This is a genomic window from Paenibacillus endophyticus (assembly GCF_014192395.1).
In the GTDB taxonomy this organism is placed as follows: Bacteria; Bacillota; Bacilli; order Paenibacillales; family Paenibacillaceae; genus Pristimantibacillus; species Pristimantibacillus endophyticus.
This window is the reverse complement of sequence record NZ_JACHXW010000003.1, coordinates 213,507-238,954: the sequence shown is the minus strand read 5'-3', so window position 1 is coordinate 238,954 and position 25,448 is coordinate 213,507. Positions and strand designations below refer to the sequence as shown.

General features: G+C 49.0%; 20 protein-coding genes. 15 read left to right on the top strand and 5 right to left on the bottom strand.

Features of this window, described 5'->3' with window-relative positions:
• Positions 1 to 1,702: 1,702 nt before the first annotated feature.
• Positions 1,703 to 2,716, bottom strand: coding sequence for a LacI family DNA-binding transcriptional regulator (locus tag FHS16_RS06605; RefSeq protein ID WP_183560156.1), 1,014 nt, complete (start codon positions 2,714 to 2,716; stop codon positions 1,703 to 1,705).
• 127 nt (positions 2,717 to 2,843) lie between these two features.
• On the opposite strand from FHS16_RS06605, the gene FHS16_RS06600 reads away from it, so the two are divergent.
• Genes FHS16_RS06600 through FHS16_RS06585 form a run of 4 tightly spaced genes read left to right on the top strand, consistent with a single transcriptional unit; the run spans position 2,844 to position 7,337 of the window.
• Positions 2,844 to 4,634 carry an L-fucose isomerase gene (locus FHS16_RS06600; protein ID WP_183560153.1) on the top strand — a complete coding sequence of 597 codons (1,791 nt, stop codon included), beginning with the start codon at positions 2,844 to 2,846 and terminating at the stop codon, positions 4,632 to 4,634.
• Between the two features lie 15 nt (positions 4,635 to 4,649).
• Positions 4,650 to 5,309: a class II aldolase/adducin family protein gene (locus tag FHS16_RS06595; RefSeq protein WP_076266723.1), complete on the top strand. Its 660-nt coding sequence runs from the start codon at positions 4,650 to 4,652 to the stop codon at positions 5,307 to 5,309.
• Positions 5,310 to 5,360: 51 nt separating this feature from the next.
• Positions 5,361 to 6,863: a rhamnulokinase gene (locus FHS16_RS06590; RefSeq protein ID WP_183560151.1), complete on the top strand. Its 1,503-nt coding sequence runs from the start codon at positions 5,361 to 5,363 to the stop codon at positions 6,861 to 6,863.
• Positions 6,864 to 6,905: 42 nt separating this feature from the next.
• Complete coding sequence (locus FHS16_RS06585; RefSeq protein ID WP_183560149.1) at positions 6,906 to 7,337, top strand: RbsD/FucU family protein; 432 nt, start codon at positions 6,906 to 6,908, stop codon at positions 7,335 to 7,337.
• A gap of 87 nt (positions 7,338 to 7,424) precedes the next feature.
• On the opposite strand, the gene FHS16_RS06580 is transcribed toward FHS16_RS06585, so the two are convergent.
• Positions 7,425 to 8,429 (bottom strand): DUF4358 domain-containing protein, encoded by a 1,005-nt coding sequence (locus FHS16_RS06580; protein WP_183560147.1) that lies wholly within the window; start codon positions 8,427 to 8,429, stop codon positions 7,425 to 7,427.
• A gap of 91 nt (positions 8,430 to 8,520) precedes the next feature.
• Positions 8,521 to 9,405, bottom strand: coding sequence for a helix-turn-helix transcriptional regulator (locus FHS16_RS06575; RefSeq protein ID WP_183560145.1), 885 nt, complete (start codon positions 9,403 to 9,405; stop codon positions 8,521 to 8,523).
• Positions 9,406 to 9,530: 125 nt separating this feature from the next.
• On the opposite strand from FHS16_RS06575, the gene FHS16_RS06570 reads away from it, so the two are divergent.
• The 11 genes from FHS16_RS06570 (at position 9,531) to FHS16_RS06520 (ending at position 23,226) form a co-directional block, all read left to right on the top strand.
• Positions 9,531 to 10,418: a sugar phosphate isomerase/epimerase family protein gene (locus FHS16_RS06570; RefSeq protein ID WP_183560143.1), complete on the top strand. Its 888-nt coding sequence runs from the start codon at positions 9,531 to 9,533 to the stop codon at positions 10,416 to 10,418.
• Between the two features lie 24 nt (positions 10,419 to 10,442).
• A complete protein-coding gene (locus FHS16_RS06565; protein ID WP_183560141.1) occupies positions 10,443 to 11,492 on the top strand; it encodes a Gfo/Idh/MocA family protein in 1,050 nt (349 codons plus the stop codon).
• A 93-nt stretch (positions 11,493 to 11,585) separates the two neighbouring features.
• Positions 11,586 to 11,906 carry a hypothetical protein gene (locus tag FHS16_RS06560; RefSeq protein WP_183560139.1) on the top strand — a complete coding sequence of 107 codons (321 nt, stop codon included), beginning with the start codon at positions 11,586 to 11,588 and terminating at the stop codon, positions 11,904 to 11,906.
• A 289-nt stretch (positions 11,907 to 12,195) separates the two neighbouring features.
• Positions 12,196 to 13,728, top strand: a complete 1,533-nt coding sequence (locus tag FHS16_RS06555) for a sugar ABC transporter ATP-binding protein (RefSeq protein WP_183560137.1) — start codon at positions 12,196 to 12,198, stop codon at positions 13,726 to 13,728.
• On the top strand, positions 13,700 to 14,710 hold the full coding sequence (locus FHS16_RS06550) for an ABC transporter permease (RefSeq protein WP_183560135.1): 1,011 nt from the start codon (positions 13,700 to 13,702) through the stop codon (positions 14,708 to 14,710). The genes FHS16_RS06555 and FHS16_RS06550 overlap by 29 nt, the downstream gene beginning before the upstream one ends.
• Positions 14,707 to 15,747, top strand: a complete 1,041-nt coding sequence (yjfF, locus tag FHS16_RS06545) for a galactofuranose ABC transporter, permease protein YjfF (protein ID WP_183560132.1) — start codon at positions 14,707 to 14,709, stop codon at positions 15,745 to 15,747. Before FHS16_RS06550 ends, yjfF begins: the two co-directional genes overlap by 4 nt.
• A gap of 138 nt (positions 15,748 to 15,885) precedes the next feature.
• Positions 15,886 to 16,935, top strand: coding sequence for an ABC transporter substrate-binding protein (locus tag FHS16_RS06540; protein WP_183560130.1), 1,050 nt, complete (start codon positions 15,886 to 15,888; stop codon positions 16,933 to 16,935).
• Positions 16,936 to 17,062: 127 nt separating this feature from the next.
• The gene (locus FHS16_RS06535; protein WP_183560129.1) at positions 17,063 to 18,838 is read left to right on the top strand and encodes a cache domain-containing sensor histidine kinase; all 1,776 of its coding nucleotides are present in this window, start codon (positions 17,063 to 17,065) and stop codon (positions 18,836 to 18,838) included.
• Between the two features lie 40 nt (positions 18,839 to 18,878).
• Positions 18,879 to 20,084 carry a response regulator gene (locus FHS16_RS06530; RefSeq protein ID WP_183560127.1) on the top strand — a complete coding sequence of 402 codons (1,206 nt, stop codon included), beginning with the start codon at positions 18,879 to 18,881 and terminating at the stop codon, positions 20,082 to 20,084.
• A complete protein-coding gene (locus FHS16_RS06525) occupies positions 20,081 to 21,964 on the top strand; it encodes a substrate-binding domain-containing protein (protein WP_183560125.1) in 1,884 nt (627 codons plus the stop codon). Before FHS16_RS06530 ends, FHS16_RS06525 begins: the two co-directional genes overlap by 4 nt.
• A gap of 101 nt (positions 21,965 to 22,065) precedes the next feature.
• Positions 22,066 to 23,226 (top strand): sn-glycerol-1-phosphate dehydrogenase, encoded by a 1,161-nt coding sequence (locus FHS16_RS06520; RefSeq protein ID WP_183560123.1) that lies wholly within the window; start codon positions 22,066 to 22,068, stop codon positions 23,224 to 23,226.
• Positions 23,227 to 23,429: 203 nt separating this feature from the next.
• Here the strand turns inward: FHS16_RS06520 and FHS16_RS06515 are convergent, their stop codons facing one another.
• Positions 23,430 to 24,257, bottom strand: coding sequence for an aldo/keto reductase (locus FHS16_RS06515; RefSeq protein ID WP_183560121.1), 828 nt, complete (start codon positions 24,255 to 24,257; stop codon positions 23,430 to 23,432).
• Positions 24,258 to 24,273: 16 nt separating this feature from the next.
• Positions 24,274 to 25,440 carry an iron-containing alcohol dehydrogenase gene (locus tag FHS16_RS06510; RefSeq protein ID WP_183560119.1) on the bottom strand — a complete coding sequence of 389 codons (1,167 nt, stop codon included), beginning with the start codon at positions 25,438 to 25,440 and terminating at the stop codon, positions 24,274 to 24,276.
• Positions 25,441 to 25,448 lie beyond the last annotated feature (8 nt).

Sequence of the window (25,448 nt, the reverse complement as noted above, 5' to 3'; positions counted from 1 at the left end):
CATCTCGTTAGTGTACGTTGCACTTTATGCAACAGAGACCTCATATGAAGGTCAATCTTAGAAGCTACGTTGTAGAAAGTGCAACAGAATCACTCTCTTTCGAGAGTAAAAGGCTGCAAGACAGGCAAACTGTTGCAGAAACTGCAACGTAGCAAAAGAATGGTTAGTTAAACGACGATTAGAGTGTATAAAGTGCAACGTAGATCAAGGTGATGGTGGGGAAAATACGAGGAAACAGAGCAACAGAGCAGAAGAGCAGATGAACAGAAGAGCAGAAGAGCAGAAGAGCAGAAGAGCAGAAGAGCAGAAGAGCAGAAGAGCAGAAGAGCAGAAAAGTAGAAGAGCAGAAGAGCAGAAGAGCAGAAGAGCAGAAAAGTAGAAGAGCAGAAGAGTAGAAGTTCAACAGAGCAACAGAGCATCTCGTTAGAGTACGTTGCACTTTATGCAACAGAAACCTCACATGAAGGTCAATCCTAGAAGCTACGTTGCAGAAAGTGCAACAGAATCACTCTCTTTCGAGAGTAAAAGGCTGCGAGACAGGCAAACTGTTGCAGAAACTGCAACGTAGCAAAAGAATGGTTAGTTAAACGACGATTAGAGTGTATAAAGTGCAACGTAGATCAAGGTGATGGTGGAGAAAATACGAGGCAACAGAGCAGAAGAGCAGAAGAGCAGAAAAGTAGAAGAGCAGAAGAGCAGAAGAGCAGAAGAGTAGAAGAGCAGAAGAGCAGAAGAGTAGAAGAGTAGAAGTTCAACAGAGCAACAGAGCATCTCGTTAGAGTACGTTGCACTTTATGCAACAGAAACCTCACATGAAGGTCAATCCTAGAAGCTACGTTGCAGAAAGTGCAACAGAATCACCCTCAATCGTGAGAAATAGGCTGCGAGACAGGCAAACTGTTGCAGAAACTGCAACGTAGCAAAAGAATGGTTAGTTAAACGACGATTAGACTGTATAAAGTGCAACGTAGATCAAGGTGATGGTGGAGAAAATACGAGGCAACAGAGCAACAGAGCATCTCGTTAGAGTACGTTGCACTTTATGCAACAGAAACCTCACATGAAGGTCAATCCTAGAAGCTACGTTGCAGAAAGTGCAACAGAATCACACTCTTTCGAGAGTAAGAGGCTGCAAGACAGGCAAACTATTGCAGAAACTGCAACGTAGCAAAAGAATGGTTAGTTAAACGACGATTAGAGTGTATAAAGTGCAACGTAGATCAGGTGATGGTGGAGAAAATACGAGGAAACAGAGCAACAGAGCAACAGAGCATCTCGTTAGTGTACGTTGCACTTTATGCAACAGAAACCTCACATGAAGGTCAATCCTAGAAGCTACGTTGTAGAAAGTGCAACAGAATCACTCTCTTTCGAGAGTAAAAGGCTGCGAGACAGGCAAACTGTTGCAGAAACTGCAACGTAACAAAAGAATGTTTAGTTAAACGACGATTAGAGTGTATAAAGTGCAACGTAGCAAGGGTAGGCCGGTAGAGGGGTTTTAGAGGGAGTAATAGGAAGTTTTAGAGGGAGTAATAGGAACCAACCAACCAACCAACCAACCAACCAACCAACCAACCAACCAACGAGCAACGCTTTTGCAATAGTGCTGGATAGTCATATTAATGTTGAACAACTTAAAAACGGTTGAAGCAGCCTGCTCAGGCTGCTTCAACCGTTTTTAATTAGCTGCTTAGAGTACCAACTACGACAAGGTTTTCACCGATCTGCGGATGACCAAATCGGCAGGCAGGACAATTTTTTTCCAAGGCAAAGCGGTTTCTCGCTCCTGAATACGTTCAACGAGCATTTGCATGCCCATATAGCCGAATTGGTAAGCTTGCTGTGCAGCAACTGTAAGAAACGGCTCCACCTCCGAATAGGGACCCAAGTCGTCGAAGCAAACGATTGATATGTCTTCGGGAACGCTTATTCCTCGTTCACGAAAGAGGCGCAATATTTCAACGGCGAGCACGTTATTGCCAGCAACGATCGCAGTTGGCGCCGGGTCCAGCTGATCGAGCCATTGTCCCATTTCGGTCAAGTCGCTTAAAGGACCGAAGCTAGTTTCGAATACATATCGTTCATTGTAAGCAAGGTCGCTAAGTTTCATACCATCCTGGTAGCCTTGAAGCCGCAGCCTTGCGCTGGACACGGAAGGCGAGCCGTTTACGAACGCAATATTTCGGTGACCTTTTGCGACCAAATGCTCTACGAGCCTCCTTGCTCCGTCTTTGCTGTCACCAAGAACAATATCGCATTCGATACCGGGAACCTCGCGGTCGAGCAGAACAAACGGAACCTTATGCTTGCGAAGCGATTCCAAATGCGGAAGTGAAGGATCGCCGGCCGGTGCGACCAGCACCCCATCGACGCGCGTGGTCAAGATGGTCGTCACATAGTCGGATTCCTTCTCGATGCTCTCGTCGCTGTTGCCGAAGAGCAGGCGGTAGCCGGAGCGCTTGGCCGCGTCTTCCGCCCCTCGCGCAAGCGTCGTATAGAACGGGTTCATAATATCGGTGATGAGCAGAAACAGCAGCTTCGTCTGCTGGAGCACAAGACTGCGCGCCGTCTGATTGGGCACATAGCCGAGCTCCTCCATGACACGCTTCACCTTCGCTCTTGTCTTATCGCTTATTTTGCCAGTGTTATTGATAACTCTGGAGACGGTCATAGCGGATACGCTTGCTTTCGCCGCTACATCATAAATCGTTACCATAGCATTGTCCCCTTATGAATAAATCCTAGTTTCTATCATACAAAAAAGTCTTCATTGACAGCAAGCCTTATTCTTGTTATTTTGAGGTTATCGGTAACATTATTATAACCTATTGGAGGTTTTATTCATGACGGATACAAATGTTCGTTTCCAAAGCGGGTTTCCAAAAATCGGAATTCGCCCCACGATTGACGGCAGAAGAAAAGGCGTTCGCGAATCGTTAGAGGAGCAAACGATGAACATGGCAATCGCAACAGCCAAGCTATTGTCGGAGCATTTGCGTTATCCAAACGGCGATCCTGTCGAGTGCGTAATTGCGGATACATGCATTGGCGGCGTATCCGAAGCAGCAGCCTGCGCAGATAAATTTGCCAGATCCGGCGTAGGGGTATCGATAACGGTCACGCCTTGCTGGTGCTACGGCACGGAAACGATGGATATGGACCCATCCATACCGAAAGCGGTGTGGGGCTTTAACGGTACGGAACGCCCAGGCGCTGTATATTTGGCTGCCGTGCTTTCTGGTTATGCCCAGAAGGGACTTCCTGCGTTCGGCATCTACGGCGAGCATGTTCAGGATTCAGGAGATACATCCATTCCGTTTGACGTAAAAGACAAGCTGATAGGCTTCGCCAAAGCAGGTCTTGCCGTAGCTTATATGCGTGGCAAATCCTACTTGTCCATGGGATCGGTTTCTATGGGGATCGCTGGTTCGATTGTGAATGACGCATTCTTCCAAGAGTATCTTGGCATGCGTACGGAGTACATTGACATGAGTGAATTCGTACGCCGCATGGAAGAAGGCATTTACGATGGCGCGGAATTCGAGAAAGCGCTTACGTGGGTGAAGGAGAATTGCATTGAAGGCCCGGATAACAATCCTGCCCATCTGCAAACCTCAAGAGAGCAGAAGGACGCTGACTGGGAAACGGTTGTCAAAATGACGCAAATTGCTCGTGATCTCATGGTTGGCAATCCAAGGCTGGCTGAGCTTGGCTTCGGCGAGGAAGCAGGCGGACACAATGCAATCGTAGCCGGATTCCAGGGCCAACGCCAATGGACGGATCACTTCCCGAACGGCGATTTTATGGAAACGGTGCTGAACTCTTCCTACGACTGGAACGGCAAGCGTGCACCTTACATGGTTGCGACAGAAAATGACAGCTTGAACGGCGTCGTTATGCTATTCGGCTATTTGCTATCGAACACGGCTCAAATCTTCGCGGATGTCCGCACCTATTGGAGTCCTGAATCGGTGGAACGCGTTACGGGCCACAAGCTGGAAGGAGCGGCTGCGAATGGTCTCCTCCACTTAATTAACTCAGGATCGGCTACGATGGATGGAACTGGTGAGCAAACAAAAGATGGAGAGCCTGCGATGAAGCCATTCTGGGAAATTTCTGACGAAGAAGCGCAGAAATGTCTAGATGCAACTTCATGGCGACCGGCGTCCGTCGAATATTTCCGCGGCGGCGGCTATTCATCTGATTACTTAACACGCGGCGGTATGCCGATGACGATGTCCCGAATTAACCTAGTAAAAGGAATCGGACCTGTTCTGCAAATTGCAGAGGGCTATTCGGTTGAATTGCCGCAGCATGTCCACGATACGCTGGATAATCGGACAGACCCGACTTGGCCGACGACTTGGTTCGCTCCGACGCTTACTGGAGAAGGCTCTTTCCACTCTGTGTATGAGGTGATGGACAACTGGGGCGCGAATCACGGCTCTATCAGCTACGGGCATATCGGTGCAGACTTGATCACGCTCGCTTCGATGCTGCGGATTCCGGTTAATATGCATAACGTTCCCGAAGAGCGCGTCTTCCGCCCAAGAGCATGGGGCTTGTTCGGAACGGCTAACGCGGAGAGCGCAGATTACCGTGCTTGTCAAAATTTCGGGCCTATTTATAAATAAATTGGAGGTTTTACAATGAGCAGCACAGATATTCGCAATGAGCTTTGCAAATATGCACGCAAAACGGTAACGAACAAATTGGTCGTCGGCCCAGGAGGAAACATAAGCGCCAAGTTCGAAGGCAAAATGTACCTCTCACCAAGCGGCTTCGCACTGGATGAGGTAGAGCCGCATCAATGGGTAGAGGTTGACATCGAAACGGGCGAAATTACGGATATCGGCCTGCGTCCGTCCTCCGAGGTGCTGATGCATCTTTACGCTTATCGGGCTAATCCGGATATCGGTGCGATTGTGCACACTCACCCTCCGTATTGCATCGCCTTTACACTGGTGGAGCAGGAGCTGCCCATTATGTTCCCGGACCAAGCGGCTTTAGTCGGCAAAACCGTTTATGTGCCCTATGTGCTTCCAACGACGGATAAGCTTGCCGATGCCTATGTGGCGAAAGTGAACGAAGCGAGCTCCGTGCTGCTCGGCAATCACGGACTTGTTACGTCTGGCCGCAATCTGCGCGAGGCCTATTACCGAACAGAGGTTGTCGAGGAAAGCACCAAAATCTATCTGATTGCCAAAGCCATTCGCGAGCCTAAAGTGCTTACGAAGGAAGAATTCGAAGAAATTGCCTCGCTGGAAAGCGAAGCGTACCGCATCGAATTGCTGCAGAAGATGAAATAATCAGCGTAGCCCGGCCACCGGAACGAATCAACAGGAAAGGAAGAGCTGCGCATGACAAAACTTGCGACGGTGCTTGCGTTTGACCTTGGCGCCAGCAGCGGCAGAGCGCTTATCGGCGAGCTGGTGCGGGATGAAGCCGCGGGTTCGAACAAGCTGCAAGTGACGGAGATCCATCGATTTCCGAATCAACCGGTCGCCTTAAATGGGCATTTGCACTGGGATATCCTGCGTCTGCTGCAGGAGCTGAAAATAGGCATCCGCAAAGCATTTCAGCTCGGTTATGAACCGCAAACGTTTGGGATTGACACATGGGGCGTGGATTTTGGACTGCTCGACGCGAACGGGGAGCTGCTCGGGAATCCTTACCATTACCGCGATTCCCAGACGGATGGCATCGTGGAAGAGCTGAACGAGCTAATTGGCAAAGAGCGTTTATATGAGCAAGGCGGCTTGCAATTTATGCCTTTCAACACGATTAATCAGCTGTATGCGATGAGCAAGGCTGGTTCACCCAAGCTTGCTGCAGCCAGCACCTTGCTGCTTACGCCGGATCTTCTCGCATATTTTTTGACTGGCGAGAAAATATGCGAGTTTACAATGGCGACGACAACACAGCTGTTTCAACCAAAGGAGCAGTTGTGGAACAAGCCTTTAATGGAGAAGCTGGGCATTCCAAGCAAGCTGTTCATAGAGCCAACGCATGCTGGAACGATTTTCGGTCAGTTAACGGACGAAGTATGCGAGGAGCTGGGCGTTCCGCCGATTCGTGCAGTGGCTGTCGGATCGCATGATACGGAATCCGCAGCAGCAGCTGTCCCAGCAGTAGCGGGGCGACCGTTTGCTTACGTCGTTTGCGGGACATGGTCGCTGCTCGGGACAGAGCTCGGGAATCCGTTAGTCACGCCGGAAGCGCAGTCGCTTGATTTCTCTAACGAGGGGGGCGTCGGCGGAACTTACCAGCTGCTCAAAAACATTATGGGTTTATGGATCCTGCAGGAATGCAAGCGGGAGTGGGATGAGCAAGGAAACGAGCTTTCCTTCAGCGAAATTACCGCGCATGCGGAACAAGCGGAGCCTTTCCGCAGCCTCATTAACCCGGATGACGCTTCCTTCTACGCGCCAGCCGGTATGATAAAACGGCTTCAAGCCTATTGCAAGGAAACGGGGCAGTTCGTACCACAGTCGGTAGGTGAAATCGCACGCTGCATCATCGAGAGCCTCGCACTGCGGTATAATCAAGCGCTTGGTCAAATGGAAGAATTAACGGGGCAGTCGTTCAGCGGCCTGCATATGGTTGGCGGAGGCATTCAGAATGAGCTGCTTTGCCGTTTAACCGCTAGCGCCATTGGCAGACCCGTATGGACGGGGCCAGTGGAAGCAAGCGCAATCGGCAACATGCAGATGCAGTTCGTCGCGCTTGGGCAATGCAAAAACTTGGCGGAGTCGCGTTCGCTGGTTGAAGCTTCGTTCCCGATGGAGCAATATGCGCCTGGACCAACGCATGACTGGGCTGCAGCGATTGAGCGGTTCGAGCGTTTATGCCGCGAGAAATGAGAGAATGAAGAACGAAAATGTAATGGAGAGGAAGTAACAAGCATGCTTATTGGTATACCAAAGCTCCTATCGCCTGAGCTACTTAAGGTGCTTAGCGAGATGGGCCATAGCGATGAGATCGTACTGGCAGACGGAAATTTCCCGGGCGCAAGCCATGCTCAGCGATTAATTCGTGCAGACGGCCATCCTATTCCCGAACTGCTGGACGCTATATTGCAGCTATTTCCGCTTGATCAATACGTTGAGAAGCCGGCAGCGCTGATGCAGGTCGTGCCTGGCGATACGGCACAAACTCCGATTTGGGGCGAATACGGCAAAATTATCGAGCAGCGTACCGGCTTGACCGAGCCGTTCGAGCAGGTTGAGCGCTTTGCCTTCTATGAAAGGGCCAAGCAAGCATATGCGGTTATTGCGACAGGCGAGAGCGCGCTTTATGCAAACCTGATTTTGAAAAAAGGCGTTATTGCCGAGTAATCACATAGAATACAAGCAAAGACCCCTGCCAGCTTATTAGGCTGCAAGGGTCTTTTGCATTGAATGAACGATAATAAAGCTTCGTATCTATTTCTTGAAAAATTCATGAAAGAGTTCGGCTGTTTTTTTCTGATCCGGCGTAATCGAGAATAAGACAAAGTTTCCATTGCGAATAATTTGATAGTTTTTGGCCTGCTCGTATTGATCCTGCAAATAGGACTCGAAAGCGGTTTGCAGCATTTGGGCACGAGCCTCGAAGCCGGCTTTCACGCTATCATAATCTGCGTCCGATTTCAGCTGAACGACGGAAAATTCACCAGCTTGAATCATCATCATCGCTTGATTGAAGCTGCCGTCTACTAATTGTTTATCTGGATCGATACCATAGGTATCTTTGATTTTCTCGCCTTCAACAGCCGTTAGCGGCCCTAAGCCTGAATCTGCTTTAAGCTTAGCAGCAATATCCGCTACTGTAACCTCAGCATTCGCATTGTCTGGATCCGGCTTCGCGGTTGGCTTTGGCGTAGGTGATGGAGTCGCGATTGGCAACGGCGATGGCTTTGCAGTTGCCGAGGATGTAGGCCTATCGCTTGGTTTTGTGACTGGCGAAGTAGCTGTCGGCTTCGAGCTTGGTTTTGTGACTGGAGCAGTAGCTGTCGGCTTGGCGCTTGGTTTCGCGACCGGAGCAGTAGCTGTCGGCTTCAGAGTTTGCTGAGGTTTAGGATTCACTGTCGCTTTTTCGGTTGGCTCAGGCTTTTTCGTAGGCTTCGGCGTTATTTTCCCTTCCGATTCCTTTGCAGGCGCGTTTGTTTCGGCTGGCGTAGCTGCTTCAGCAGTTGCAGTAGGCGCCGGAGTGGCTGCCGGAGACGCAAGCGGCTGCTCGCTAGGCGAAGGCTGCGGGGTAGACGATGGCTCCTCCGTTGCAACTGCTGTATCCGCTGGGCTCGTATTTTCCGTCGTACCGCTTGATATATGCGTAGAGCTTTCCGTATCGATTGGTTTTTGGCTTGTACTGCTGCAGCTTGCTGCAAGGAGGGCAGTAGCGGCTGCAAGCAATGCGATCGTTATATACTTGGCGTTAAACCTAAACATTCGAGTAGCCCCTTTAAACAGAGTTATTAGTTATAGACGACTCATAGACATAAAAAGTTGCTAATCTACCATTTTTGAAATCAAAAATCGACTACTTTCGCGCCTCGGAAGGCGTCATTCCTTTATATTGCTTGTACAGCTTCGTGAAATAATTCGGGTTATCGCATCCCACTTTGCCCGCAATTTCGGTGACGGTGTCATTGCTGCTTCGAAGCAGCCGCTCCGCTTCATTCATCCGGCTTACGTTGACATACTCAACGAACGTGCGGCCCGTAAGCTTTTTGAACAGCTTGCAGAAATGATAGGGATTAACGTTAACCTGCTTTGCGGCTTGTTCAATAGATAGCTTCTCGCAGAAGTTAGACTCGATCTGCTGAATCAGCAGCTTAAAGCGGTCACGATTCGCAGAGTAAGGTTCAGCTGGGTTGCCGGCAAGCTGTCGTTCAAGGAACGTACGCGCCAGCAGCGTAAATAGAGCATGCAGCTTCGACTTGACGACAAGCTGGTAAGCAGGAGGCTTCGTTGCAAGCTCGCCAATGGCTTCATCGAGCAAGCCATAATAGGAGAGGCATGATTCATCCTGCTCGACTGGCTTAACGGGATAATGAAGCCTTCCTTCCAAATAGGGAGCAACAAACTTCGCATGGACGGGATCATGGACCCATTCATTGAAGAGCGAAGCGTTCAGCACCACGCAATCGTAATAAATAGGCTTGTAGCCTAGGGAATATCCAACATGCAGACCGCCGCCGGGAATAATGATGACATCGCCTTCATTTACGATATAAGGCCGGCTGTCGATATGGAACACTGCACTGCCTTCCCGCATGACGATGATTTCGAAATGCTCATGCCAGTGCAAATAAAGAATGCAGTCATTCGGCTTTACTTCAGGACAGTGGTTTTGAAACAGCTGGATCGGATACGTTTTATGTTCGAGACGAGTATTTTCCCGCAGTTCCTTCGGATAGGACATTTTTTGCTCACCACCACAAGATTAGACTAGTATTGCGCAAGATTGTTTAGAGTAATCTATAATAATCCTAGCTATAATGAATTTGTTAAGAATACTATAAGCCAATATTGGAGTGATATACAACCATGGAAAACAAATTAAGAATCGGAACGCTGGTAGGCGGCGGCAACGCGGATCACGTCATCCCGCAAATTGTGCAGCATGGCTTTGAATCGTTTAATCTAACCTTCTGGCAAACAACGGGCAAGACGGATTTGGTCGAAATGGCCAAACGCGTACGGGCATTGGCGGACGAGCATGATTTTGTCGTGCCGGCTGTAAGCGTTTTCGGGAATCCGTTGACGGGAGAGGGCGACAATGCAGATACGCTTGCAAGCTGGGAGCGGCTAATCGACCACGCTCATTTGTTCGGTGCAGATATCGTATCCGGCTTCACCGGCCGCATCACGAATCAGCCGATCGACGAATCCATTCCCGTATTCAAGAAGGTTTTTGGAGAGCTGACAAAAAGAGCAGCGGATAAAGGCGTTCGCATTGCTTTCGAGAACTGCGATATGGGCGGAACCTGGCAAACAGGCGACTGGAACATCGCGCATAACCCGACTGTGTGGGAGATGATGTTCAACGCCGTGCCAGATGACAACATCGGTTTGGAATGGGAGCCCTGCCACCAGATGGTGAGCTTGATTGATCCGATTCCGCAGCTTCGCAAATGGGTGAACAAAGTATTCCATGTGCATGGCAAGGATGCCACGATTGCATGGGATATCGTGAAGGAGCATGGCGTGCACGGAAAACAGCCGTTTGTATGGCATCGCACGCCTGGCTTTGGCGATACAAATTGGACGGATATCATCACTATTCTGAGACAGAACGGCTACAAGGGTACGATTGATATCGAAGGCTGGCATGATCCTGTGTACAAGGATGAGCTGGAAATGACCGGACAGGTGCATGCGCTAAATTATCTGAAACGCTGCCGCGGCGGCGATTTTGTTCCAAACCCAATCTAGGCAAGGGAAAGTGAGGAAAAGGATATGTCGATTAAGCATAAAGTAGTTGTCGTTGGTTGCGGCGGCATGGCGAATACATGGGTGGAGTACGCGAAGAACAGGGAAGATACGGAGATTGTTGGTCTTGTCGACATTAAGGTCGAATTCGCTCAGGCGATGGCAGACCGCCAGGCGTTAACCTGTCCGGTCTTTACTGATTTGAAAGAGGCGATCGCCCAAACAGGCGCTACGATCGTATTCGATATTACAATTCCGGCAAGCCATTACTCGGTTGGCACTACGGCGCTGGAAGCGGGCTGCGATGTATTCGGCGAGAAGCCGCTTGCGGAATCGATGAGCGATTGCAGCGATATCGTGCGTCTGGCAGGCGAGTCGGGACGTACGCATGCGGTCATGCAGAACCGCAGGTTCGATCCGCGTATCCGCGCATTCCGCCAGCTTCTGGCTGACGGAACGATCGGCAAGCCGGGCTTCATAGGAGCTGACTTTTTTATCGGCGCCCATTTCGGCGGCTTCCGTGATGCCATGGACAGTCCGCTGCTGCTTGATATGTCGATTCATACGTTTGACCAAGCAAGGTTTCTAATCGGAGCAGATCCGGTATCCGTGTATTGCCAGGAATTTAATCCTCCGGGGTCCTGGTATGCAGGTAACGCGATGGCGATTTGCATTTTTGAAATGAGCGACGGATCGGTATTCGATTACCGAGGATCTTGGTGCGCAGAGGGGGTTACCACCTCATGGGAAGCATCATGGCGGGTCACAGGCGAGAATGGGACGGCAATATGGGACGGGCATGGCAATCCATATGCCGAGATCGTCGCTGCAGGCGACCAAAGCGGCAAGTTTATTCGTGAATATGAACGAGTGGAAACGCAGCTTCCAGAGATGGTGAACACGGGCCATCAAGGCTGCCTGGACGACATGTTTGCTTCACTCGAGGAGAAGCGCCAGCCGGAAACGAGAAGTGCTGACAATATTTACAGCATGGCTATGGTGCTGGCCGCGGTAGAGAGCGCGAAGATTGGTCAAAAAGTCAATATTGCTGACTTCATGAAAGCTGCTGCGAAATAGGCAACAAAAAGAGGACGTCCCGTGCAATGTTGAACTGTGACCCATAAGAAGGACACTTTTAAAAAAGTGATCCTCTTATGGGTCACATTTCATATGCAGCGGAGACGTCCTTTTGCATGGTTATGGCTGCTTCATTTTGCAAGAAATCGTTTGTTCGCTGAAAACGGACAGCTGCTTCTGAAGGTCGCGAATGCCGATTTCGAAGAAGTGATGCTTGATTACGAGCTTCTTCCAAACGAAAACCTACTCAAGTCGTTTTTTACCGCATTGCTGATAAAGCTTACATTAATCAAGCATGCGAAGTTCGATGCCGATTCAGGAAAAGTCGTATTTGACGCCAAACAGGCTGGCAAATACGCGGCTGTGTACAAACCGGTTGCTTTTACGGATTTATCAAAATTGGCTTGGGCGTAAGTCGCTTTGCTCCGAAGGAGCATGCTTCCAGAGCGGAAGCAGCCAAGATCATTTATGCACTGTTTATGCTGTTTCTTTAATGTAAGAAGTCTTCTTAACCATAGGCGCCGCCTCCGCATGTACATGCGCGAGGCGGCGTTTATTTGTTTGTTTTAGCCAAGCGCGGATGACAGAAAAGAACCGAATAATGTATAAAATAGCTTTTGCGTGTAAATACAACGATTGCCCGAATCCGTAAAATGATAATTGATCATACAAATAGAGTGTTCATAGAGGAAGGAGTGGCCTAATGAACGGAAACGTTCTACTGAAGATGGATAATGTGAGCAAAACTTTTCCTGGCGTTAAAGCGCTTAGCGGCGTAAGCTTCACCCTGCGAAAAGGTGAGGTTCATGCATTGATGGGCGAGAATGGCGCGGGGAAATCAACCTTAATAAAAGTGCTGACTGGCGTGCACGCAATGGATAAAGGCGAAGTGCAATTGAAGGGCAGAACCATAACAGCAAGATCGCCTCAGGAGGCGCAGACGCTTGGGATCAGTACGGTGTATCAGGAAATAAATTTATGCCCTAACTTGTCTGTGGCAGAAAATTTGTATATCGGCCGCGTACCGAAGCGCAGAGGCTCGATTGACTGGAAACGAATGAACGAGGATAGCGAACGCTTGTTGAAGCGTCTGAACTTAAATCTGGATGTCAAACAGCCACTGTCTGGCTTTTCGGTCGCCATTCAACAGATGGTTGCGATTGCTAGAGCGGTTGATATGTCCAGCGGTGTTCTCATTCTGGATGAACCTACTTCAAGCTTGGACAATCAAGAGGTACAGCAATTGTTCGACGTCATGCGCAAGCTTCGCGACGAGGGCATGGGCATTGTGTTTGTCACTCACTTCCTTGATCAGGTCTATGACATAACCGATCGGATTACGATTCTGCGCAATGGTGCTTTAGTCGGTGAATATGAGACGAGCAAGCTGTCCAAAAGCAGCCTGGTCTCGAATATGATCGGCCGTGAATGGAGAGAAGAGGACGAGCATCGTAAGAAGGAAAAGAGCTATTCGTCTGAAGTTATGATGTCTACCCAAGCTTTGACGAGAGTAGGCTCCGTGAAGCCGGTCAGCTTGTCCGTCAGGAAGGGTGAGGTTGTCGGGCTAGCGGGCCTGCTCGGCTCAGGACGTTCGGAATTCGCGAACCTCATCTTTGGAATCGACCAATCTGACAGCGGCATTCTGACGCTTGGCTCGGAGACGTTCCAATCAATGAATCCGAAGAAAGCGATCCGTAAAGGCGTGGGCTTCTGCCCGGAGGATCGGAAAGTAGCAGGCATAGTCGGGGAGCTTACGATCCGTGAAAATATCGTGCTCGCGCTTCAGGCGAAGAAAGGCATATTCAATTATATTCCCTTGAAGAAGCAGCAGGAGATCGCTAGGAAATTCATTGACCTGCTTCGAATCAAGACGCCTAGCATGGAACAGCGAATCGATAATTTGAGCGGGGGCAATCAGCAAAAGGTTATATTGGCGCGGTGGCTGGCTACGGATCCTAGCCTGCTCATTCTTGACGAACCGACTAGGGGGATCGACGTCGGCTCCAAAGGCGAGATTCGGAAGCTGATATTGGATTTGGCGAAGTCGGGGCTTTCGATACTGATTATTTCTTCGGAGCTTCAAGAAATGATTGAGTGCGCCGATCGAATCGTGGTGCTGCGCGACCGGATGCAAGTAGGAGAAATTAGCGGCGACCATATGACCGAAACGAATATTATGAAGATGATTGCGGAAGGAGGCGGTACTCATGAGCAATATTCGCAAACTGGCAGCTAACGTCATGCACACCAAAATCATTTGGCCCATTACCGCTTTGGCCGCTATCCTATTGTTTAATTTATTTTTTGTTCCTGGTTTTTTCAATATTGAAATTAAAAATGGCCATCTCTTCGGCAGCTTGATCGATATATTGAATCGTGCCGCACCGATCATGGTAATTGCCATAGGCATGACGCTTGTTATTGCGAAGGAAGGCATTGATATTTCCGTCGGTTCCGTGCTGGCCATCTCCGGAGCGGTTGCCATCTCATTGCTAGGCGTGGTGCCGCTCTGGATGGCCATTGTCGCGGCAATGGTCGTCGGGGTATTGTGCGGTCTATGGAATGGCGTGCTAATCGCTTATCTGGGCATTCAGCCTATGGTTGGAACGCTAATCTTAATGACGGTTGGCCGGGGAATCGCGCAATTGATTACGGAAGGAAAGGTTCTCACTACCGACAATGCGGCTTTTGGCTTTATCGGCAAAGGTTTTTTCCTCGGACTGCCCTTCTCCATATTTATCGCAGCATTTGTTTTCCTGTTTGTGCTTTATTTGAAAAAGCGTACGGCTCTTGGACTTTTCCTCGAGGCAACGGGCTCCAATAAAATATCGAGCGAGTATGCAGGTCTTGAACCACGGAAAATTTATTTATTCGTTTATATCGTTTGCGGTCTGTGCGCTGCAATTGCAGGGCTGCTTGTGAGCTCGAACATCAGCAGCGCGGATGCGAACAATGCTGGCTTATGGATCGAGCTGGATGCGATCTTGGCGGTCGTCATCGGTGGGACTTCCATGCGAGGCGGTCGTTTCTTTCTCGCTGGAACGGTCATCGGGGCTTTGTTCATTCAATCGCTTACGACGACGATCTACTCCATGGGCGTGCCGCCAGAGCGCATTATGGTCGTGAAGGCAATCGTAGTCATCGTTGTCAGCTTAATGCAATCGGACCGCTTCAGGCGAATGTTCCAACAGAAGAATAAACAGGCGGTGGTTGGATGAAGCTGAATCTTCGAATTAATCAGAACAATATTATTATCTTCTCGACCTTGCTGCTCATCGTTTTGCTATACGGCGCGGGTTCAGTGCTCTATACCGGATTTTTCACCTGGCAAGTGTTTTTCAATCTTTTCATCGATAACGCCTACTTGATAATCGTAGCGACTGGGCTTGCTTTCGTTATTATTACGGGAGGCATCGACTTGTCGGTTGCCTCTGTCGTCGCTTTCATCAGTGTCGTTTCAGCTGCGCTGCTGCAGGAGGGCATGAACGCCTACGTCGTAATGGCCATTTGCTTGATCATTGGCATCATGTTCGGAGCGGCTCAGGGCTATCTGATCCAACGCTTCAACCTGCATCCTTGGATTGTTACCCTCGCAGGAATGTTTCTTGCCAGAGGAGCAAGCTATTTCATAACGACGCAAAGCATCGTCATCGAGAATGCTACGTATACGGCTATATCAAAATTCAAAATCAACCTGGTCGGATCCAATTTTATCTCGGTGAGCGTCGTGATTGCTTTGGCTGTCGTTGCGGTCGCCGTCTATGTTGCCAAATATACGGAGTTTGGCAGATCTGTATTTGCAATTGGGGGCAGCGAGCGTTCAGCGATGCTGATGGGCCTCCCGGTTCCTCGCATTACGGTATTGGTGTATACGATCAGCGGTTTCTGCTCCGCGCTTGGCGGCATTGTATTTACCTTCTATATGTTGTCTGGCTACAACCTCCACCTAATGGGGATGGAGATGGATGCGATTGCGGCTTGCGTAATCGGAGGCATTCTGCTAACCGGAGGCTTCGGTTACTTGGTTGGTCCGTTGCTAGGCGTCATTTGCTCGGGCATTATTCAAACGATCGTCATGTACCAAGGTACGCTTAGCTCATGGTGGACAAAGATTGCTGTCGGATTTCTATTGTTCCTCTTTATTCTCCTGCAGAGAGTGATCGTGATCCGCCGCCAAAGACGGCGCGTCATTAGCCATGCTGCGGAGAAGCCGACTGCTAGCGGCGGGGACAGACGAACGCCAGCTTCTATATAACGTAAATAATAGAATAATAGAATCTAAATAGTGCCGAATTTAGCAAAATATAACGTTTTTATGTAAATACAATCAACTTGAAACGAACTATATTAATAATGTAATCAACACACAGCATATAAAGGGAGGAACAGAAAAATGTTTAAGTTTAAAAAGAGCTCTTTTGTAATGACTACGGTGTTAGCGGTAGGCCTTCTGCTATCGGCATGCGGCGGCAATGCAGCTAACAACAATAATGGAGGAAATGCCCCAACCAATGCGGGAACGGAGACTACGGCTCCGGCAGCAGACGACAAAGGATCAGACAAAAAGATCGTGCTAGGCTTCTCGCAAATCGGTGCGGAGAGCGGCTGGCGGGATGCTGAAACGCAATCGATCAAGGATACATTCGGCAGCGACGCGCAGTTTGAACTGAAGTTCTCCGATGCTCAGCAAAAGCAAGAGAACCAAATCAAAGCCATTCGTACATTCATCTCCCAAAAAGTAGATGCGATCGCTCTTGCGCCCGTCGTTGAATCCGGCTGGGAAACGGTGCTTGAAGAAGCGAAAGCGGCTAACATCCCTGTATTCCTGCTTGACCGTACTGTAAAAGTGAGCGATGAGTCGCTGTACACTTCCTTCATCGGTTCCGATTTCGTGCTTGAAGGCCAAAACGCAGCAAAAACGATGATGGAGCTGCTTGGCGCAGATAAGAAAGTAAACATCGTTGAGCTTCAGGGAACGGTTGGCGCGAGTGCTGCCAATGATCGCCAAAAGGGCTTCCAAGAAATCGTTGACGGCAATCCTAACTACAAAATCATCAAATCTCAGACTGGTGATTTTACTCGTGCAAAGGGCAAAGAGGTCATGGAAGCTTTCCTGAAATCAGACGGCAAAAACATTCAAGCCGTTTACGCACATAACGATGACATGGCGCTTGGTGCCATTCAAGCGATTGAAGAATACGGCTTAAAGCCGGGAACCGACATTTTCGTCGTATCGGTAGACGGCATCAAACCAGCTTTTGAAGCCATTCGCGACGGTAAACTGAATGTTACCGTTGAGTGTAACCCATTGCTGGGACCACAGCTGAAACAAGCAATTCTAGATTTTAAAGAAGGCAAAACGTTGGAAAAATGGATCAAATCGGACGAGGATGTATATTTCGGTCAAAAAGCAATCGATGCATTGCCTAACCGACTCTATTAAACTTGAATGCAGCAAATTGCAAAGGGGCTAATGCCCCTTTGCAATTTGTTGTTTCCCACCCCGAAAAGTCGAGATATACTGAGATGAAAAAGAAATAGGTGAGAATGTGTTTGCAGGAAACAACCGCTTGGAGATTATCCAACGATTTCAAAATCGAAGTATTCGATTTAAGCTTCTCATTTATTTTGTCATTATTATATTATTGTCAATCGTCACGTTAAGCGCGGTAGGCACCGGGGTTTACAAGCGCTCAATCGAAGATACGACGAATGAACATACGATTCAAATGATGAAGCAGGTTAAGAAAAACATCGTTTATTATTTCGACGAAATGGAAAATATTTTGGCTTATGTTGCAAATGACATTAACGTAAATCATTTTTTCAGTGAAGGGCTAGGAACAAGTGCTGCTGGTCGTGTCGAACGCGAGGCAGATATCAAAAAAGTGATTGCGATGTACGAGCAGAGACATCCCGAAATTGCCGGCCTTTTAATCGTAAATAAAAATGATCAATACGTAAGCAATAGACTGGAGAGGGTCATTCGTGATCCATTGACCTCGGAGAGCTGGTACAAGGATGCGGTAAGCAACCCCGATGAGCTGTTGCTGATCAGCAAGCCAATCGGCAGAAATATGAAATCAGCATCCAATTACAGTGCCGATCAAGTGCTGTCATTCGTAAAAGCGATCAAGGATCCGCTCACGAATGAGGTTTTAGGCGTCATTTTGCTGGATATGGAGCTAACTATTTTTCAAACGACGATCGAGTCGGTGTCTTTAGGAAAAAGCGGATTTGTTTATATTACCGATTCACATGGAGGGATCGTGTATTCGCCGGTCAATTTGATCGTTTACAGAATCGATAACGATTGGCTCGAAAGCGGTTACACCCGAATGGAAAAGAAAATAAACAATCGAACCTTCCAGATTATGCAGGATCGGTTCGAGCGAACGAATTGGAAAATCGTCAGCGTGTTTCCGCTGGATGAGTCAAAGTCGGTCGTGATCAAATGGCAGCTCTATACCGTTATCGTCGTGCTGCTCACAATCATTCTAGCTATAATCGTCTCGTGGTTTTTCACGAATTCGATCATCAAGCCGGTCCGCAAGCTTAGGCGTATCATGCAGCGAGTGGAGGAGGGCGAGCTCCATCTAAGGTTCAAAGGCGGATCAAAGGATGAGATCGGCCAACTGGGCGACAGCTTCAATAAGATGGTACAGGAAATTGAGCAATTAATTCATATGGTCTATACCGAGCAGAAAGAGAAACGGGAAGCGGAGCTCAAGGTGCTGCAAGAGCAGATCAAGCCGCATTTTCTTTACAATACGCTCGATACGATCCAGTGGATGGCACAGGACAGAGGGGCGGATGATATCGTTGAAATTATTATCGCGCTCACTAATCTGTTTCGAATCGGCCTTAGCAAGGGCAACGAAATGATATTTCTCGAGGATGAAATCAAGCATGTGAACAGCTATTTGATTATTCAAATGATGCGCTACGAGAGCAAGATCAGCTACGAGATTCAAGATATACCCGAGCATTTGAAATATAATCGCTTATTGAAGCTGATCCTTCAGCCGCTCGTCGAGAATGCAATCTACCACGGCATCAAAATGAAAAAGGGCAAAGGACATATTCGCATTGAAACGGCGAATATTGACCAGCATCTCGTATTGTCTGTTATTGATAGCGGGCAAGGCATAAAGCCGGAGCAGCTGGAGCTTCTTGAACAGGGCTTGAAGGATTCAGGCAATCCAGAGCATAAGAACGGCTTCGGGCTGTTCAATGTCAACGAGCGCATCCGTTTGACGTACGGCGCTTCCTACGGCATTGAGGTGCAAAGCGAATATGGCAAAGGGACGAGGGTCAATGTGTATTTGCCGTTAAACAAGGATTGAGGCGCAAAGAGCTTCTTACTCATAGAAGGAGGAGAACAGCATGTGGAAGTTAGTCATCGCGGATGATGAGCCAAGAATAAGAAGAGGTCTGATGCAGGTGCTGCCCTGGGAAGAGCTTGGCATTGAGGTGGTTGGTGAAGCGGAGGACGGAATCGAGGCGCTTGAGGTTGCCAGGTCCACGAAACCGGATCTCCTATTTGTCGATATTAACATGCCTTTTTTAGACGGTCTGGCTTTCGTCGAGCAGCTGCAGCTTGAGCATAAATGCCTGGTCGTCGTAATAACCGGCTACGATGAATTTACATATGCGCAGAAAGCAGTGAAGCTGAGCGTGTTTGATTATATTTTAAAGCCGGTAGTCAAGTCGCAGCTGAAGGAACTGATTGACCGCGCCGTTATTGAACTGGAGAAAAACAAAATAAAAGAAGAATTCCAGGCGTTTACGAGCAAGCAGCTTCAGAATAATTCATTGCTGATAAGGGACAACTTTTTGCGCAGGTGGATGAGTGGATTATGGGAGCCGGGCGAGGTTGAGGAAAATATTGAATACTTGAAGCTTCCTATCAACGCGTCAACCCGGCTCGCTGTCTTCAAGGTAGTACAAAGCACAAACGTCGGTACTGTGAAGAAGGAATGGGGCAAGGATTTACTCGAATTTGCCTCCCGAAATATTATAGAGGATATCCTATCGGACAGCGGCGAGCATGTCGTAATGGAAGACGAACGGGGATATATAGTCATCTTCTCGCCGATAGCGGATGAAAGCGAGTGGATCGAGCAGTGTATGGCCATTCAAACGAAATTCGAAGAAATATTGGCGCGGATGGTTATTTATTCGGACAAGGTGCTCAGTGATGGCTTCCTACACGCTGACCGTGTCTATAACGAGCTTGTGAAAGGAATCAATGCAAAAGGCAGCTTGTCGCCTGTCGTTCTGCTTGCGAAGAAGTTCGTTGAGCAAGCCTATGCGATGCCGAGCCTTTCCTTGCAGGAGGTTGCCGATCAGGTGAGAGTAAGTCCAACCTATCTAAGCAAGCTGTTGAAGAAGGAGATCGGCGCTTCGTTCATTGATTATTTGACGGATGTACGAATCAAGCATGCGGTTCTGCTTATGAACGATACCAGCTATAAGGTTTATGAAATTGCCGAAAAGGTCGGTTATAACAGCCAGCACTACTTCAGCAACGCTTTCAAGAAAAAAACAGGCGTTTCTCCCAACTCCTATCGCAAAGGAAGCTGGACATGAAAGAAGCCAGGTACAAAATTTTATTCTTTTTCGTTGCGTTTATGGCTCTGTTAAGCTTGTATTCCTGCAGCAATCAGACAGCGACCATGCAAGACGAAGGCGTTAAATATCTCATCGGGGTCTCGCAGCCCAATTTAAACGAGCCTTGGCGCGTAGTGCTGAATGACGAGATTAAGCGCGATGCAGGCGCATATCCAGATCTGCGCGTCATTTTTACCGACGGGGGCAATGACAGCAAGCAGCAGGAAGAAGACTTACATAAGTTAATAGGGTACGGCATTGATTTGCTTATTATTTCGCTCGATGATCCGATTCTGCTGACGCCTACGATAACCGAAATCTACGAAAAAATTCCGGTTATCGTGCTAGGCCGGGGGGTAACGGGTTATGATTATACGTTGTATATTGGGACGGATAATCGTCTCATCGGCAGCAAGGCAGCGGGATATGCGAAGCAGCTGCTTGAAGCAGGGGATAACCGGATCGTCGAGATTCTGGGGCTTAAGGGCTCTCCGACGGTAGATGAACGCAGCGAAGGCTTCCGCGAAGCGCTAACTGACCGCAAAGATATCGTAATTGCGGAATCGCTGTATGCGGATTGGCAGCGCGATAAATCAGAAGATCTGCTTTTGAAAACGCTGGAGAAGGACACGGACATCGACCTCATCTTTGCCCATAATGATGCGATGGCGTTAGGCGCATCTATTGCATTGAAGAAAAAAGGGTTAACAGATGTCAAGATTATTGGCGTAGACGGAGTTAAGGGTGAAAACGGAGGATTGAATCTCGTTAAGGACAGTACGCTCACGGGTACCTTTACCAGTCCGACTGGCGGCGGAGAGGCTATACGGTATGCGGTCGACATTCTAAATAAAGAAAAGGGGATTCCCAAAAAAATTATTTTGAGAAGTCATCCGATCACGATAGACAACGTACATGAATTCGGTGAGCGGGAATCGTCCACGCAAAATAAGCCGGTTAGGCAAATAACCGAAGCCGCGCCTATTAAGATTGGTTTCGCTCAGGTTGGTTTGGAGAGCGGCTGGAGGCTGGCGCATACCAATTCGGTTATCCATGCAGCCAAAGAGGAAGGAATCGAGCTGCTTTACGACAATGCACTCCAGCAGCAGGATAAGCAAATCGAATCGATTAGAAAATTCATCGCGATGAAAGTGGATTTTATCGTGTTTTCTCCTTTAGTGAAGACGGGCTGGGACGTGGTGCTGGGGGAGGCAAAGCAAGCCGGGATACCTGTCATTCTCTCAGACCGCGAAGTGAAAGTAAGCGATGATTCTTTATGGACCGCCTACATCGGCTCGGATTTCGTAGAGGAAGGCAGGCGGGCAGCTCGCTGGCTCACGCAAGAAATGGCAGGAAGCTCCGAGCAGGTGAGTATCGTTGAGCTTCAAGGCACAAAGGATTCCGATCCCGCCGTGGGACGGAAGGTTGGATTTGAAGAGATTATTCAAGATGAGCCGGGCTATCGGATCGTGCAATCTTTGCAAGGCGACTTTACGTTGGAGAATGGAAAGCAGCTCATGCTTGAAGCGCTTGGTCAACACGGTAAAGACATCGATGTCGTATACTCCCATAATGACGATATGGCTCTTGGAGCGATTCAGGCGATTGAGCAATACGGACTGAAGCCGGGCAAAGATATCAAAATCATTTCCGTAGACGCGACTAGGGCTGCTTTGAAGGCGCTGGGTACCGGCAAACTGAACTTTGTCGTCGAGTGCAATCCGCTGCTTGGCCCGCAGCTCATGAAAGCCGTGAAAGATTATATGGCCGGGAAAGAGCTCCCGATGAAGATCATTACTTCGGAGGGGGTATTCACTCAGGATACGGCAAAGCGCGCGTTGGCAAGAAGGGAATATTAATTAGCGGGACGCTAGGCTACGTTTACTCAGGCGGGTTGACAAGCCGCTCTTCACAGAGGGACAATAAAGAAATCATATCCAGATGAGAAGAGGCGATATAAATGTCATCCTTAATCCAGAGAGTCAAACAGATTGCTGCGGGATTTGATGCAGATACGCTAAGATCCATTGTGATAGAACCGCTGCGGATAGAAGCAGGCGCCATCAATGAGGTTGCTCCTTACCTGAAGGAGAAAAACTATGCTCAGGTTATCATAGCAGCAGACGCGGTTACATACGAGGTTGCTGGCAGGACGTTGGAGGAGGCGATTGCGGCGCTGGACATTTCCGTGCAGGTCACGCTCATCAAGCCGACCCCGCAGGGTGATGTGATCGCCGACGAAGCTTCGATCGTACAGCTTTTGCTCGATATCCAGCTCAAGAAAGCACAGGTTGTCATTGCAGCCGGCTCGGGAACGCTTCATGATATTTCCCGCTATGCAGCGTATACGGCAGGCATTCCATTCCTATCGGTACCAACCGCGCCTTCGGTCGACGGTTTTAACTCCAAAGGTGCTCCTATTATTATCCGCGGCGAGAAGAAGACGATTGCGGCGATCGGACCGGATGCCATATTTGCGGATTTGGACATTTTGGCAAAAGCGCCTTCTGCAATGGTAGCTGCTGGCTTTGGCGACATGCTGGGCAAATATACGTCATTGTTCGATTGGCGCTTTGGCGCATCGGAGGGCGGCGAGCCTTATTCCGAGGAGGTAGCCGAAATTACGCGTATCGCGCTTCAGAATTGCATCATCCATGTGGAGCAGATCGCCAGCCGAGATCAAGCAGGCATTCGCATATTAATAGAAGCATTGATTGAATCGGGACTTGCGATGCTGCTGTTCGGCCAATCGCATTCCGCTTCAGGAGCTGAGCATCATCTATCACACTATTGGGAGATGGAATACATTCGTTTAGGCAAAAGACAGCTTCTCCATGGAGCAAAGGTCGGCGTCTCCTGTGCGGAGATTTCCAAGCTGTATCACCGTCTGGCGGCCGAGGAAGGCGGGCTTGCCTTTACGGCTCAACCGGAGCAAGTGCGGGAAGCGATCGCTGCCCTGCCGGATGAGACGCAAATTAGAGCTTGGCTTACGCAGGTTGGCGGACCGGCGACGACGGAAGAGCTTGGCATTGACTCCGAGCTTCTCATGCGAAGCCTGCAGGAAGCTGATCAAGTTCGACCGAATCGGTATACATTGCTGCGCGTTTTGAACGGGCTATAATATAGCAGCTGAAGCAGGGGCTGTCCCAAAAGCCGGATTTGGAAATTTCAGCTTGTTCCTTCCTATCAGATTGAAAAGAACCTTCAAGCTCCACTTTTAGTGGCGTTGAAGGTTCTTTTGTGTATGTCATAGGTTTAGCAGGACTATGTTATCCTTTCGGGCAGCCCCCGTATATACCGTTGCTGAATCGTGGATCTGACCAATTAGAAGTTAAAGTTATCAGGATCGGGCCCAAAGCGCTGATTGCGGTTCAGTCCGCTAATGAGGGCAACTTCCTCATCGGTTAATGTAAAGTCGAAAATATCTGCATTTTCTTGCTGGCGAACAGGATTAACCGATTTCGGGATCGTAACGACCTCGTTCTGAAGATCCCACCTGAGTACAACTTGTGCGGGTGATTTGCCATATTTGGCGCCAATCTCAGCGAAAACGCTTTGATCGAGATTTCCTTGCATGAGCGGGCTCCATGCCATGAGCTGGATATTGCTGCTTTTTGCAAAGGTGTGAAGCTCCGTTTGCGTGAGAAGAGGGTGGTACTCGACTTGGTTAACCATCGGCACGAATTCACTTGTTGAGATCACATCCCGCAGATGATGAATTTGGAAGTTGCTCACGCCAATTGCACGGACGAAGCCGTCTCTATAGAGCTTCTCAAGCGCGCGCCAAGTTTCCGTATACTTGTCCTTGACAGGCCAGTGAATAAGCAGCAAGTCCACGACGTCGAGGCCGAGCTTGCGTCTGCTGTCCTCGAAAGCGGTCAGTGTGGACTCGTAGCCTTGATGAGCGTTCCATATTTTTGTCGTAACAAAAATATCATCTCTAGCGATTCCGCTATTTCGGATACCGGCACCTACGCCTGTTTCATTGTTGTAGGCCGCAGCCGTGTCTATGCTTCTGTAGCCGGCTTCAATTGCCGAGGCAACCGAGCGTTCTGCTTCTCCGTCATCCTTTACCTTCCAAACACCAAGTCCAAGCCATGGCATTTTTACACCGTTGCTAAGTATCGTCGATTCGGTACGTGCTTGCGACATGCTGAAGCAGCCTCCTTTATAGTGACAATTCTAGTATTGCTTTGACATCTTGTTTTTCTAGGCGCTTGAAAGAACCGATTGCACCGTAACGAACGGCTTCCTCAGCCATACGGTCAAGCTTCTCGCTTCCAATCTCGAAGTCGGCTAGACGTGATTCAGCTCCGATTCGCGTGAAGAAATCGCGTGTCGCTTGAATGCCTTCCAGCGCTATTTCTTGATCTGATTTGCCTGCGGGATTCACTCCCCATACCCGTGTTGCGTATTGCACAAAGCGGTCGATCCGTTCTTCATGGACATATTTCATCCAGTTCGGGAAAATAACTGCCAGCCCTGCGCCGTGCGGAATATCATAAATCGCACTGACTTCATGCTCAATGCCGTGGGATGCCCAATCATTCGCCATCCCGACGCTGATCATGCCGCCGTTCAATGCCATCGTGCCGCTCCACATTAGGTTGGCGCGAGCCGCGGCATGCTCCGGGTTCTCTAGCGCGAGCTCTACATTCTCGATAACCGTCTGCAGAATGGATTCGCAGAAGCGCTCCTGCAGCGGCGTATTTTCCGTTAAGCTGAAATATTGCTCAAACACATGCGACATGATATCAACGGCGCCGTTAACGGTGTGGTTGCGCGGAACCGTGTAGGTGAGCGTAGGATCAAGAATCGAAAATTTCGGATACGTATGGGAGCTGCCGAAAGCACGCTTCAAATTCTCTTCCCAGTTGGTTACAACGGAGGAGCCGTTCATTTCCGATCCCGTTGCAGCTAGCGTGAGAATCGTACCGATCGGAAGAGCTTTCTCGATTACAGCCTTACCCGTGAAGAAGTCCCACACGTCGCCATCGTAAGGGACGCCTGCGGCAATCGCTTTGGCTGCATCGATTACGCTTCCTCCGCCTACTGCTAGAATGAAATCAACGGATTGTTCACGGCAAATCGCAATTCCCTTATTTACCGTGCTTAGGCGAGGATTCGGTTCAATATTTGGAAGCTCATGCACGGTAACGCCCGCATCTTGCAGTAGACTGACCGTTTTATCGTACAAGCCTGTTTTTTTCACGCTTCCTGATCCATATACAAGCAGGACCGTTTTGCCATGCTTCGCAGTTAGTTGGCCTACTTGATTGGCAGTGCCTTCTCCGAAAACAATATGAGTCGGGTTAACAAATTGAAATGAGTTCATGCCGTACC

Excerpts from the sequence above, each read along its gene's own strand:
- FHS16_RS06565 (WP_183560141.1), top strand. The coding sequence starts at position 10,443 with ATGTCGATTAAGCATAAAGTAGTTGTCGTTGGTTGCGGCGGCATGGCG.
- yjfF (WP_183560132.1), top strand. The coding sequence starts at position 14,707 with ATGAAGCTGAATCTTCGAATTAATCAGAACAATATTATTATCTTCTCG.
- FHS16_RS06560 (WP_183560139.1), top strand. The coding sequence starts at position 11,586 with ATGCAGCGGAGACGTCCTTTTGCATGGTTATGGCTGCTTCATTTTGCA.
- FHS16_RS06540 (WP_183560130.1), top strand. The coding sequence starts at position 15,886 with ATGTTTAAGTTTAAAAAGAGCTCTTTTGTAATGACTACGGTGTTAGCG.
- FHS16_RS06515 (WP_183560121.1), bottom strand. The coding sequence starts at position 24,257 with ATGTCGCAAGCACGTACCGAATCGACGATACTTAGCAACGGTGTAAAA.
- FHS16_RS06605 (WP_183560156.1), bottom strand. The coding sequence starts at position 2,716 with ATGGTAACGATTTATGATGTAGCGGCGAAAGCAAGCGTATCCGCTATG.
- FHS16_RS06595 (WP_076266723.1), top strand. The coding sequence starts at position 4,650 with ATGAGCAGCACAGATATTCGCAATGAGCTTTGCAAATATGCACGCAAA.
- FHS16_RS06570 (WP_183560143.1), top strand. The coding sequence starts at position 9,531 with ATGGAAAACAAATTAAGAATCGGAACGCTGGTAGGCGGCGGCAACGCG.
- FHS16_RS06580 (WP_183560147.1), bottom strand. The coding sequence starts at position 8,429 with ATGTTTAGGTTTAACGCCAAGTATATAACGATCGCATTGCTTGCAGCC.
- FHS16_RS06575 (WP_183560145.1), bottom strand. The coding sequence starts at position 9,405 with ATGTCCTATCCGAAGGAACTGCGGGAAAATACTCGTCTCGAACATAAA.
- FHS16_RS06555 (WP_183560137.1), top strand. The coding sequence starts at position 12,196 with ATGAACGGAAACGTTCTACTGAAGATGGATAATGTGAGCAAAACTTTT.
- FHS16_RS06520 (WP_183560123.1), top strand. The coding sequence starts at position 22,066 with ATGTCATCCTTAATCCAGAGAGTCAAACAGATTGCTGCGGGATTTGAT.
- FHS16_RS06510 (WP_183560119.1), bottom strand. The coding sequence starts at position 25,440 with ATGAACTCATTTCAATTTGTTAACCCGACTCATATTGTTTTCGGAGAA.
- FHS16_RS06590 (WP_183560151.1), top strand. The coding sequence starts at position 5,361 with ATGACAAAACTTGCGACGGTGCTTGCGTTTGACCTTGGCGCCAGCAGC.
- FHS16_RS06600 (WP_183560153.1), top strand. The coding sequence starts at position 2,844 with ATGACGGATACAAATGTTCGTTTCCAAAGCGGGTTTCCAAAAATCGGA.
- FHS16_RS06530 (WP_183560127.1), top strand. The coding sequence starts at position 18,879 with ATGTGGAAGTTAGTCATCGCGGATGATGAGCCAAGAATAAGAAGAGGT.
- FHS16_RS06585 (WP_183560149.1), top strand. The coding sequence starts at position 6,906 with ATGCTTATTGGTATACCAAAGCTCCTATCGCCTGAGCTACTTAAGGTG.
- FHS16_RS06525 (WP_183560125.1), top strand. The coding sequence starts at position 20,081 with ATGAAAGAAGCCAGGTACAAAATTTTATTCTTTTTCGTTGCGTTTATG.
- FHS16_RS06550 (WP_183560135.1), top strand. The coding sequence starts at position 13,700 with ATGAGCAATATTCGCAAACTGGCAGCTAACGTCATGCACACCAAAATC.